This window comes from Massilia sp. AB1 (assembly GCF_018119385.1).
In the GTDB taxonomy this organism is placed as follows: domain Bacteria; phylum Pseudomonadota; class Gammaproteobacteria; order Burkholderiales; family Burkholderiaceae_D; genus Telluria.
Map to the genome: position 1 here is coordinate 178,917 of NZ_JAGKSG010000003.1, position 11,500 is coordinate 190,416.

An 11,500-nucleotide genomic window follows, 5' to 3' on the forward strand; every position below is an offset into this window, starting at 1 on the left:
ACCATGCAAACTCACCCTCGCCATCCGGCAGCGCGCCTCTACTTCCTCGACTGGGTGCGCATCCTCGCCTTCTTCGTCCTGATCGCCTACCACATCGGCATGTACTACGTGACCTGGGACTGGCACGTGAAAAGCCCCTACGCTTCCGACGCGCCCGAACCCTTCATGATGCTGTCCTCCCCCTGGCGCCTGACCCTGCTGTTCTTCGTGGCCGGCGCCGCTTCCCGCTTCCTGGCCGAACGACTCGGCACGCCCTCCTTCCTGCGCCAGCGCAGCCTGCGCCTGCTGGTGCCGCTGCTGTTCGGCATGGCCGTGATCGTGCCGCCCCAGCCCTATTTCGAAGTCGTCGAAAAGCTCGGCTACGGCGACGGCTTCGGCGCCTTCATGCGGCTCTACTACAGCGCCTATGGCGGCTTCTGCCGCGAAGACTGTCTCGATCTGCCTACCTGGAACCACCTGTGGTTCGTCGCCTACCTCTGGGTCTACACGATGCTGCTGGGCCTGCTTGCCGCGCTGCTTCCCGGCACGGCCATCGAGGCCCTGTCCGCCCGCATCGGGCGCCTGCTCACCGGCTGGAAATTGCTGCTGCTGCCCGCCGCCGTGCTGGGTCTGGTGCGCAACCTGCTGGTACAGCGTTTTCCCTCGACCCATGGCCTGGTCGACGACTGGTACAACCATGCCGCCTATTTCCTGCCCTTCCTGCTCGGCGCCCTGATGGCGCGCAGCCCGCGCTTCTGGGAGCAGATGACGGCACAGCGCTGGCCGGCGCTGCTGCTGGCCCTCGCCGGCTGGGCCAGCGTCGTACTGTGGAACACCACGCCGGACGACGCACCCGGCGCCGCCTTCCTGATGCAGTGCGTGCCGCTCATCCGCTGCGTCTACACCTTGTGCGCCTGGTGCGCGATCGTGGCGGCCTGCGGCTTCGCGCGCCGCCACCTCGACGCCGACGGCCCGGCGCGGCGCTACCTCACCGAAGCGGTGTTCCCGGTCTACATCGCCCACCAGACCCTGATCGTGGTCATGGCGCACGCTTTCAAGCCGCTGCGCCTGCCGCCGGGGCTGGAAGCGCTGCTGCTGGCCGTGCTCACCATCGCCGGCTGCTTCGTCCTGTTCGAGGCCGTGCGGCGCGTGCGCCTGCTGCGCCCGTTCTTCGGCCTGGCGCCGCTGCCAGTGCAAGCGGGCGGGCGCAGCAAACAGGCCGAAGCAGAAGCAAAGGCGGCCTAATGGGCCGTGCTGCCGGTCGGACGCCCTTCCTTGCCGGCCTGCGCCTGGGCGGCTTGCTGGGTAGCCGGGGCCCCGCCCCTGCCCTCCGCCATGCGCTGGGCCTCGCCATTGGGACGGACAAAAGGATCGGCCATGCCGCGCAGCGCTTCCTGCTGCGAGCGTATGCCGCGCTCGGTTTCCTCGGCGGTGCTGCGCGCCACTTCGTCGACCAGGGTGCGCGCGGTGCGCGTGGTGTTCTGCACATGCTGCTCGGTCACGCGCGCCAGCTCGACCTGGGCCTCCGCCGCCAGGCGCGCGATGTGCTGCTGGTAGGCGCGCAGTTTCTCCGAGGTCGGCTGGGCGCGCGACGCGGCGGCGCTGATCATCTCGGTCTGGCGGTCGGCGCTCAGCACCTGCTGGCTGGCCAGGGTGGTTTCTTCCAGCAGGGTCTGGGCCAGCTGGATGTTCAGGTTGCACATGTGCTGGAAGGAACGGAACAGGGACTTCGACATCTCGTTTACGAACGCAGCCTGCGCGTCCATGTGGCTGCGCACAGCCGGCGTCACGGATTGGGGAAATGGGTACATGCGGTTCCTCACTGAATGGATGATTGGACGGCGTGCCGTGGCGCGTCCATGGGCCCACGCTGCGGCACGAGCCTAGTAGGCTAGCGCCGCGACCCGCGCGGCGCTTGATGTGCGCCAAACGTGTCCAAGGTCCCGCTACGGCCCGCTCAGCGCGGCGCGTCCGGCGCCGCAGGGGGCAGCGGCGCGCCGCAGTCCTTGCAGAACCTGGCGGTGGCTTCGTGCCCGACGCTGCCGCAGGCGCCGCAGCTGCGGCGCGGACGCGGACGCGGGCGCTCGGCCCCGCCGCGGCGGTCGTTGCGGCGCGCCGTCATCTCGGCCGTCACGATGCCGGTCGGCACCGCCAGGATGCCCCAGCCCAGCAGCATCATGAACGAAGCGATGCCGCGTCCCAGTGTGGTCTGGGGGGCGATGTCGCCATAGCCGACGGTCGTCATGGTGACCGTGGCCCAGTACATTGCCAGCGGGATGCTGGTGAAACCGTTCTCCGGCCCCTCGACCACGTACATCACGGTGCCGAGGATCAGGATCAGCATCAGCACCACCGACAGGAACACCAGGATCTTGCGCCGGCTCGCGGCCAGGGCCTCGCCCAGGCGCGTGTATTCCTCGATGTAGAGGGTGAGCTTGAAGATGCGGAACACGCGCAGCAGGCGCAGGATGCGGATGTCGATCAGGAGTTCGCTGCCCGGCACCAGCAGCGAGAAATAGGTCGGCAGGACCGACACCAGGTCGATCGCGCCGTAGAAGCTGGTGGCGTAGCGCAAGGGGCGCTCGACACAGGCCAGGCGCGCCACGTATTCCAGCGTGAACAGCAAGGTGAAGGCCCATTCCAGCGCCGCCATCGGCCCCGGATAGCGTCCGCCGATCGAGGGCACGCTGTCGAGCACCACGACCAGGATGCTGAGCAGGATGGCGAACACCAGGATGATGTCGAAGCGGCGCCCCGCCGGCGTGTCGATCCCGAAGATGACGTCGAACATGGTCCGGCGCCAGCCGCCCGCAGGGCGGCCCAGCACATCGGGCAGTTCTTGCGGCGTGGGCGTCGCCAGCGGGCTCATCGGCTTGGCGGCCCCTTGAGCTCGACCGTGTTGCCCTCCGGATCCTGGAGGTAGATCGAGGGGCCCTCGCCTTCGGCGCCGTAGCGCGACTCCACCGGCCCCGCGGCCACGTCGTGGGCCGCCAGGTGGGCGCGGATCGCCGCTTCGTCGAAAGGCTCGACGCGCAGGCACAGGTGGTCCAGGTTGCGGCCCTCGCGGCCGGGCGCGGCCCCGCCCGCGCGGCCCAGCTTGCCGTCGACCGGCACCAGGTCGATCAGGGCACTGCCGGCGCGCAGCTGGACCAGGCCGATTTCATCCTGGCGGCGCTCGACCGGACAGCCCAGCACCTGGCCGTAGAAGCCGACCATGCGCTCCAGGTCGGTCACCCGCAGCACCAGGTGGTCGAGCCCGCGAACCGGAATGGCATGAGGCGCGTCAGGATGCATGGCGGTCCACCCAGGCGGCGAAGTTGTCGATATAGGTCTGCAGGAAAGCGCGGGTCGAGTCGTCGCTCAGGCGCGCGCCGTCGAACTTGCCCGCGATGCTGCCCAGGTAGGCTTCCGCCGGCATGGTCGGCATCTGCAGGAAAGGCAGGGTCTGGCGCAGGTGGTGGTTGGCGCCGAAGCCGCCGATCGCGCCCGGCGACACGCTCACGATGGCGCAGGGCTTGCCGGTCCAGGCGGCCTTGCCGTAGGGACGCGAGCCGACGTCGATGGCGTTCTTCAGCGCGCCGGGAATGGAGCGGTTGTACTCGGGGGTGCAGAACAGGACGCCGTCGGCCTGGCGGATGCGCTCGCGGAAGGCGGTGAACGCGGCCGGCGGCGTGGCGGTGTCGTCGTCCTCGTTATACAGCGGCAGATCGCGGATCTCGACGATCTCCATCCGCAGGGATGGCGGGGCCAGTTCGATCAGGGTCTGGGCCACCTTGCGGGTGAACGATTCCTTGCGCAGGCTGCCGACGACGACGGCGATGTTCCGAGTTGCCATGATGCTCCTTTCCGGTTGAGTGCGGTGATGGAGTCCAGATGGTAACCATTTTTGCCTAGAGGCGCAGGCGGCGGTATTGCTCGAGGAAGACGGCGGCCTGGCGCTTGCCCAGCACCCGCACCGGATCGCCGTGCCAGGCATACAGGAAAGGCTCGCCGCCCTGGCGGTCGGTCAGCTTGGCCGAGACCAGGAAGCGCGTGCCGGCCGGATACCGCTCGGGATCGCAGAGCGCGCGCGAGCACTGCACGCGCAGGCTGGTCGCGTAGGCCTGGCCGGGCATGGGGCGGATGCGCAGGCGGCCGCTATGCGCGTCAAACACCGACTCGACCGCCACGTCGCGGTAGGCCCAGGCCTCGCGCGCCATGCTCAGCCTTTCGCCGGGATACGGCCATCCGGAGCCAGGCCGGCCGCCGGCTGGGGCGCCGCCTCGCGGATCGGCAGGTTGACCAGGGCGGCGGCCAGGGCCAGCAGGATGTCGGCGTACCACATCCAGGTGTAGTCGCCGCTGTGCACGAAGGACAGGCCGCCCAGCCAGGCGCCGAAGAAGCCGCCGATCTGGTGCGACAGCAGGGTCAGGCCGAACAGGGTGGCCAGGTAGCGCATGCCGAACAGCTTGCCCACCAGCCCGGCGGTCGGCGGCACGGTGGCGAGCCAGGTGAAGCCCAGCGCCGCGGCCATGATGTAGAAGGTCCAGGCGGTCTTCGGCGCCAGCAGGTAAGCGATGATGATCAGCGCGCGGCCGCCGTAGATCAGGGCCAGCAGGTTCTTCATGCGGTAGCGCGCCGACAGCGCGCCGGCCAGCAGGCTGCCGAGGATGTTGAACAGGCCGATCAGGGCCAGCGCGGTGGCCGAGACGCCGGCCGGCAGGCCGCACAGGGCCACCTCGCCCGGCAGGTGGGTGACCAAGAAGGCGATGTGGAAGCCGCAGGTGAAGAAGCCGGCGTGCAGGCACAGGTAGCTGCGGTCGCGCATGGCCTGGCGCAGCTGTTCGGTCAGGGTGATCGCTGCCGGCAAAGGGATCGCGCTGCCGCTCACGGGAGCAGCGGCTGCGGCCGGCTTGCGGCGCAGCGGCCAGGACAGCGGAATGGTCAGCAAGGTAGCGGCGGCCATGGTGAACATGGCCCAGACCCAGCCGGCGCCCGCGATGATGGCCTGCATCAGCGGCGCGAACACGAACTGGCCGAAGGAACCGCCGGCATTGATGAAGCCGGAGGCGAAGGCGCGGCGCGAGGCCGGCAGGCGCTGGGCGGTGGCGCCGATCAGGATCGAGAAGCTGCCTGCGCCCGCTCCCGCCGCCGAGAGCACGCCCATCGAGAAGATCAGGCCCCACTCGCTGCTCATGAAGGGCGTGGCGGCGGTGCCGGCGGCCAGCATCAGGCCGCCGAGCACGAGGACCCGGCCCGGTCCGTACTTGTCGGCCACCGCGCCGAAGATGGGCTGCGAGGCGCCCCACAGCAGCTGGGCGACGGCCATCGCGAAGCTGATGCTGGCGATGCCCAGGCCGGTGGCGCTATTGATCGGAGACAGGAACAGCCCGGTGGTCAGGCGCGCGCCCATGGTGATCATGAGGATGGCGCTGGCGGCCAGGATCAGCGCCCAGGCGGCGCGTGGGGTCATCTCGGCTTGGGTGGGGGTGCTCATGCTTGTCTCCTTGGCGCGGAACGCGGGGCGGGCGTTCGCCACCCGGGCTGTCCGCCCGGTCTGGCGCGCCCACCGACGCGTGGGGGAAGACAATTATAGTGCAGTTACACCCAATTGTCTGGCGAGCATTATTCCGCCCGGATCAGGAGTGCGACCGCTTCCGCCGCCATGCCCTCTTCGCGGCCGAGGAAGCCCAGCTTTTCGTTGGTCTTGGCCTTGATGTTGACCTGCTGCGGCGACACGCCAACGTCCTCGGCGATGCGCGACACCATCTGCGGAATATGCGGCGCCATCTTGGGCGCCTGGGCGATGATGGTCGCGTCGATGTTGCCGATGGTGTAGCCGGCGTTCAGCACGCGGTGCGCCACCTCGCGCAGCAGGGTGCGCGAATCGGCGCCCGCGAACATCGGATCGGTGTCCGGGAAGTGCTTGCCGATGTCGCCCAGCGCGGCCGCGCCCAGCATCGCGTCGATGATGGCGTGCAGCAGCACGTCGGCGTCCGAATGGCCGAGCAGGCCCAGGCGGTGGGGAATCGTCACGCCGCCGACGATGAGCTTGCGCCCCTCGACCAGTGCGTGGCAGTCGTAACCCGTTCCGATGCGGAACGGCGGAGTGGGATTGTAGGATGCGAGTGTCATATCGTTGTCAGTTCTTCTCAATCGGTTGGGACGCGGCCAGGTACATCTCGGCGATCCGGATATCGGCCGGCAGCGTCACCTTCAGGTTGCACGGATGCCCTTCCACCAACTTGGGGGCCAGTCCGAGCGCTTCAACCGCACTGGCGTCATCGGTAATCGCATTCGGGTCGGTGGCCGCCTCGAGCGCGCGCAGCAGCAGGCGGTGGCGGAACATCTGCGGGGTCTGGGCCAGCCACAGGCTGTCGCGCGGCACGGTCGTCACCTCGTCCGCCACGCTGCGCTTGACGGTGTCGACCACCGGCAAGGCCAGCAGGCCGCCGACCGGATGCGCGCCGGTCTCCCCGATCAGACGCGCGATCAGTTCGGCGTTCAGCCCTGGCCGCGCGGCGTCGTGCACCAGCACCCAGTCGTGTTCGGTCAGCGTCGTGCTCAGCTGGTGCAGGCCGTTGCGGATCGATTCCATGCGGGTGGCGCCGCCGCAGCGCAATACGGTAACGCCCTGCTCCGGCAGGATGGCGTCGATGTAGGCGTCGCCGGGGCTGACCACCACATAGGTGTGGGCGACCAGGGGGCTGGACAGGAAGGCCTCGATCGTGTGGCGCAGCATGGGCTTGCCGTTGATCGGCAGGTATTGCTTGGGGCAGCCCGCGGCCATGCGCGCGCCGACTCCGGCCGCCGGAATCAATGCCACGTATTTCGGAATTGCTGTGTTTGTCATTACGTCTTGCTTCGTCTTGCCTCTTTAATCAGAGACTGTACCTCACCTGCGCAAACCTTGCCGAGGCGGGCGTATTCCTGCGGCGAATCGATGGCCGCCTGCAGGGTCTCGACGCGCGCCATCTCGCTTTTAATATAGGACATCCAGCCGGTATCGAGCTCACGCTGGAGCAGAGTCTGCGCCTGGCCGAGCCGCGCGTACAGGGGCTTGGATTGGAAGCGTTGCGCCAGCGCCGCACGCACCCTGGCCTCGGCCTTGGGCAGGTAGTCGAGGTAGGTGTTGAGATGACGCATCTCGTGGGCCAGCACCTCCTGGTAGGCGCAGGAGCCCGCCGGAAACTCGCGGCCCACGTAGACGACGATGGGCAGGTAGGACAGCAGCACCTCGACGCGCGGAGCGATGCATTCGTAGCCGGTGGCCGGGTCGCTCAGCATCTTGCCCTCGACCTTGATGCTGACCCGCGACTCGGTGTGGGTCAGGCCGAGGACATAGGCGTTCCTGCGCGCGCTGCCCTTCATGCGCGTCAGGTCGTGGTAGGAACGGGAATGGTCGAGCCGGTAGCCCTGCTGGCGGCTGGCCAGGACCGACACCGTGCTGCCCAGCGTGTCTTCGCAGCGCGCCTGCAACTCGGTGCGCGCCTGCGCCGCTGCGTGCGGTATCCAGCACGACAGCAAGAGCGCAGGCAGCAGCCTCATCGCATCAGGCGGGCGTCCAGCTGCCCGAGAGGATCTTTTCCAGCCAGAAGGCGCCGATGATGGTCTTGACGTCGGTGATCTCGCCGCGCTGGACCATGCCCAGCAGTTCGGGAACGGTGACCGCGAAGGTCTCGAGGAATTCGCCGTCGTCCAGCTTCTGCTCGCCGGCGGTGAGTTCTTCCGCCAGGAACAGCTCCAGGTGCTCGTCCGAATAGGCGATGGCGTTGTGGATGGTGCATACGAAACGCCATTTGGCCGCGGTATAGCCGGTCTCTTCTTCCAGCTCGCGCTTGGCGCAGTCCAGGTGGTCTTCGCCCGGGTCGATCTTCCCGGCCGGGAACTCGATGAAGACCTGGGCGTTCGGATAGCGGAACTGGCGCTCCAGCAGCACGCGGCCGTCGGGCAGCAGCGGCAGGATCACCACGGCGCCGGGGTGGCGGATGAATTCGCGGTGGCTGGTCGAGCCGTCGGGGAGACGGATGCGGTCGCGTTCGACCTTGAGGAAGGGACCATCGTAGACGACGCCGCCGTCGAGGCGGGTTTCTTTCAATTCCACGGACATGCAGACTCCAGTTGGGGGAACAGGGACCTTCGGCCGCGCATCCCCCAACGGGAAATCAGGAACGCCGCTTGCGCAGGTACCGAATCACGAAACCGGGAAACGCCAGCACGAGGAACAGGCAGGCGGTGACCGCATAGAACTCCCAGTTCTGGGCGAACGCGCCGCCGATCCGGGATTCCAGCAGCCGGGCTACCGCGCCGACAAGGAAGTATAAAACAATTAACTCGAGGAGGCGCACATGGAAGCGCTTGACACGCGCTTCGCCACCGGGCGTGGGTCCCTCGCCGGGAGGCAGGGGAATGAAACCGAACACGCGCTCGGTGAGGAAAGGCAGGTTGGCGGCCGCCACGGACAGGGCGACCACCAGCCAGACTGCCAGTGAAACGTCCACCAGCTTATTTTGCGAGGGTCGCCTGCATGGTGGTGTAGCACACCGCCAGCAGCCAGCCCGGAACGATACCCAGCACCACGACGGCGATGCCGTTGAGCGACATCACGGCGCGCATGTCGGCCGGGGTGTGGATCGCGTTGGTGTCCACCGCGTCGTCGAACCAGATGGTCTTGACGATGCGCAGGTAGTAGTAGGCGCCGATCAGCGAGAACATCACCGCCACGACGGCCAGCCACACCATACCGGCGTTGGCGACGGCTTGCAGCACGGCCCACTTGGCCATGAAGCCCACCATCGGCGGCACGCCTGCCAGCGAGAACATCATGATGGTCATGACGATCGCGAACCACGGGCTGCGCTTGCCCAGGCCCTTGAAGTCGACGATGTGCTCGGCTTCGTGGCCGGCGCGCGCCAGCATCATGATCAGGCCGAAGCTGCCGACCGTGGTCAGCACGTAGGTGATGGCGTAGTACATCGCGGCGCTGTAGGCGCCGGCGGCGTTCTCGGTATTGCCGTCGACCACGCCCACCACCATGGCGAGCAGGACGAAGCCCATCTGCGCGATGGTCGAGTAAGCCAGCATGCGCTTGATGTTGGTCTGCGCGATCGCGGTGATGTTACCGAAGGCCAGCGACAGCACGGCCAGGACCATCAGCATCTGCTGCCAGTCGAAGGCGACCGACGGCAGTGCTTCCACCAGCACGCGGATCACCATGGCGAAGGTCGCCAGCTTCGGTGCGCCGCCCAGCAGCAGGGTCACGGCGGTCGGCGAGCCCTGGTAGACGTCCGGCACCCACATGTGGAAAGGCACCACGCCCAGCTTGAAGGCCAGGCCGGCCACCAGGAACACCAGGCCGAACACCAGGATGGTGCGGTTGCCCGCTTCGGCGTCGGCAGTCACCTGGCCGATGGTGGTGATGTCCAGCGAACCGGTGGCGCCATAGATCATCGAGATGCCGTACAGCAGGAAGCCCGAGGCCAGCGCGCCCAGGATGAAGTACTTCATCGCGGCTTCGGTCGAGACGGCGTGGTCGCGGCGCAGGGCCACGAGGGCGTACAGCGACAGCGACATCAGTTCCAGGCCCAGGTAGAGCGACAGCATGCTGTTACCCGAGATCATGATCATCTGGCCCAGCATCGAGAACAGCGCGAGCACATAGAACTCGCCGCCCAGGTTACCCGACATCATGCTGCGGTCGCCCGCGTACTGGCGCGAATACACCAGGGTCATGGCGGTGGCCAGGTAGGTGAACAGCTTGAGCAGGTTCGACATCGGGTCGGCCACGTACATGCCATTGAAGGTGTACACGGTCGCGCCGGTGTTGAAGTCGGCCATGGTCAGCACGCCGCAGCCGGCGATGGTCAGGAGGGTCAGCGCGTAGGTCAGGGTGCGCTTGCCCTCCTTCAGGAACATGTCGATCAGCAGGATCGCGGAAGCCGCGATCAGCAGGAAGATTTCAGCATAGACCGGCGCCAGGTTGACGTCGGTCGCCGCTTGCATAGTCGTAGTCATTTCGTTCATGGCTTAATTAGGGCAGCTTGCTGACTGCAACGTGCTGCAGCAGGTCCGCGACCGAAGTCTGCAGGGTTTCGGCGATCGGCGCCGGGTACAGGCCCATCCACAGGGTGGCGATGGCCAGGACGCCCAGGATGGCGAACTCGCGGCCGTTCAGGTCGGTCAGCTCGGCCACGTGCTTGTGCACGATGGCACCGAACACGACGCGCTTGACCATCCACAGCGAGTAGGCGGCGCCCAGGATCAGGGCGGTGCCAGCCAGCAGGCCGGTCCAGAAGTTGAATTCGACGGCGCCCAGGATGACCATGAATTCGCCGATGAAGCCCGAGGTGGCAGGCAGGCCGGCGTTGGCCATCGAGAACAGCACGGCGAAGGCCGCGAACTTCGGCATGGTGTTGACCACGCCGCCGTAGTCGGCGATTTCACGCGAGTGGACGCGGTCGTAGAGCACGCCGATGCAGAGGAACATCGCGCCCGACACGAAGCCGTGCGAGATCGACTGCATCAGGCCGCCCTGCACGCCCAGGTCGTTGAACATGAAGAAGCCCAGGGTGACGAAGCCCATGTGGGCGATCGACGAGTAAGCGACCAGTTTCTTCATGTCCTTCTGGACCAGGGCCACCAGGCCGATGTAGATCACGGCGATCAGGGACAGCACGATGACGACCGGGGCCAGGTAGTGCGAGGCGTCCGGGGTGATCGGCAACGAGAAGCGCAGGAAACCGTAGGCGCCCAGCTTCAGCATGATCGCGGCCAGCACCACGGAACCGCCGGTCGGCGCTTCCACGTGGGCGTCCGGCAGCCAGGTGTGCACCGGCCACATCGGGACCTTCACGGCGAAGGCCATGAAGAAGGCGATGAAGATCAGGACCTGCTCCTTCATCGTCAGCGGCAGGCGGTGCCATTCCAGGATGTCGAAGGAACCCGACATGTTGTACAGGTAGACGATCGCGACCAGGGTCAGCAGCGAGCCGAAGAAGGTGTACAGGAAGAACTTGAATGCCGCATACACACGGTTCGGGCCGCCGAACACGCCGATGATGATGTACATCGGGATCAGGGTGGCTTCGAAGAAGAAGTAGAACAGCAGGCCGTCCATGGCGCAGAACACGCCGATCATCAGGCCCGACAGGACCAGGAAGGAACCCATGTACTGGGCCACGCGCTCCTCGATCACCTGCCACGCCGCCAGCACCACGATGATGGTGATGAAGGCGGTCAGCGGCACGAACCACAGCGACAGGCCGTCCACGCCCAGCTTGTAGAACACGTTGAAGCGTTCGATCCAGGATGCGGACTCATAGAACTGCATGCCGTGGGCGGCATTGTCGAAGTTCGCGATCAGCGGCAGGGTCGGCAGGAAGCTGACCACGGCGCCGACCAGCGACAGCATGCGGGTCAGGCCGGCATTCTTGTCGCGGCCGACGGCCAGCACGATCAGGCCGAACAGCACCGGAAGCCAGATCGCGAGGCTCAGGTAAGGTGGAAATGTAGAAATCGTTGACTGCATCATTTTTGTTTTCTC

At 66.9% G+C, this 11,500-nt stretch carries 14 protein-coding genes; 1 reads left to right on the forward strand and 13 read right to left on the reverse strand.

All coding sequences use genetic code 11. From position 1 onward, the window contains the following. Window positions 1-3: 3 nt before the first annotated feature. Window positions 4-1,224 carry an acyltransferase family protein gene (locus tag J8847_RS03315; protein WP_211523254.1) on the forward strand — a complete coding sequence of 407 codons (1,221 nt, stop codon included), beginning with the start codon at window positions 4-6 and terminating at the stop codon, window positions 1,222-1,224. On the opposite strand, the gene J8847_RS03320 is transcribed toward J8847_RS03315, so the two are convergent. The 13 genes from J8847_RS03320 to J8847_RS03380 all read right to left on the reverse strand — a co-directional run bounded on the left by J8847_RS03320 (window position 1,221) and on the right by J8847_RS03380 (window position 11,488). Next, window positions 1,221-1,790: a phasin family protein gene (locus J8847_RS03320; RefSeq protein ID WP_211523255.1), complete on the reverse strand. Its 570-nt coding sequence runs from the start codon at window positions 1,788-1,790 to the stop codon at window positions 1,221-1,223. The genes J8847_RS03315 and J8847_RS03320 overlap by 4 nt on opposite strands. Before the next feature lie 146 nt (window positions 1,791-1,936). Next, window positions 1,937-2,848 (reverse strand): ion transporter, encoded by a 912-nt coding sequence (locus J8847_RS03325; protein ID WP_211523256.1) that lies wholly within the window; start codon window positions 2,846-2,848, stop codon window positions 1,937-1,939. After that, a complete protein-coding gene (locus tag J8847_RS03330; protein ID WP_211523257.1) occupies window positions 2,845-3,273 on the reverse strand; it encodes a VOC family protein in 429 nt (142 codons plus the stop codon). Before J8847_RS03330 ends, J8847_RS03325 begins: the two co-directional genes overlap by 4 nt. Continuing rightward, window positions 3,263-3,817: an NADPH-dependent FMN reductase gene (locus J8847_RS03335; protein WP_373999821.1), complete on the reverse strand. Its 555-nt coding sequence runs from the start codon at window positions 3,815-3,817 to the stop codon at window positions 3,263-3,265. Before J8847_RS03335 ends, J8847_RS03330 begins: the two co-directional genes overlap by 11 nt. 52 nt (window positions 3,818-3,869) lie before the next feature. Continuing rightward, window positions 3,870-4,178 (reverse strand): hypothetical protein, encoded by a 309-nt coding sequence (locus J8847_RS03340; RefSeq protein ID WP_211523259.1) that lies wholly within the window; start codon window positions 4,176-4,178, stop codon window positions 3,870-3,872. 2 nt (window positions 4,179-4,180) lie between these two features. Next, complete coding sequence (locus J8847_RS03345; RefSeq protein WP_211523260.1) at window positions 4,181-5,455, reverse strand: MFS transporter; 1,275 nt, start codon at window positions 5,453-5,455, stop codon at window positions 4,181-4,183. Window positions 5,456-5,583: 128 nt separating this feature from the next. After that, window positions 5,584-6,093 carry a 2-C-methyl-D-erythritol 2,4-cyclodiphosphate synthase gene (gene ispF / locus J8847_RS03350; protein WP_211523261.1) on the reverse strand — a complete coding sequence of 170 codons (510 nt, stop codon included), beginning with the start codon at window positions 6,091-6,093 and terminating at the stop codon, window positions 5,584-5,586. Between the two features lie 7 nt (window positions 6,094-6,100). After that, window positions 6,101-6,811: a 2-C-methyl-D-erythritol 4-phosphate cytidylyltransferase gene (gene ispD, locus J8847_RS03355; protein ID WP_211523262.1), complete on the reverse strand. Its 711-nt coding sequence runs from the start codon at window positions 6,809-6,811 to the stop codon at window positions 6,101-6,103. Further along, entirely contained in the window at window positions 6,811-7,506 is a 696-nt protein-coding gene (locus J8847_RS03360) for a hypothetical protein (RefSeq protein ID WP_211523263.1), read from the reverse strand. Before J8847_RS03360 ends, ispD begins: the two co-directional genes overlap by 1 nt. A 4-nt stretch (window positions 7,507-7,510) precedes the next feature. Then, window positions 7,511-8,068: an NUDIX domain-containing protein gene (locus tag J8847_RS03365; RefSeq protein ID WP_211523264.1), complete on the reverse strand. Its 558-nt coding sequence runs from the start codon at window positions 8,066-8,068 to the stop codon at window positions 7,511-7,513. A 55-nt stretch (window positions 8,069-8,123) separates the two neighbouring features. After that, window positions 8,124-8,459 (reverse strand): DUF2818 family protein, encoded by a 336-nt coding sequence (locus J8847_RS03370; protein ID WP_211523265.1) that lies wholly within the window; start codon window positions 8,457-8,459, stop codon window positions 8,124-8,126. Window positions 8,460-8,463: 4 nt separating this feature from the next. Continuing rightward, window positions 8,464-9,972, reverse strand: a complete 1,509-nt coding sequence (gene nuoN, locus J8847_RS03375; protein WP_211523266.1) for an NADH-quinone oxidoreductase subunit NuoN — start codon at window positions 9,970-9,972, stop codon at window positions 8,464-8,466. A 16-nt stretch (window positions 9,973-9,988) separates the two neighbouring features. After that, a complete protein-coding gene (locus J8847_RS03380) occupies window positions 9,989-11,488 on the reverse strand; it encodes an NADH-quinone oxidoreductase subunit M (RefSeq protein WP_211523267.1) in 1,500 nt (499 codons plus the stop codon). Window positions 11,489-11,500: the final 12 nt, after the last annotated feature.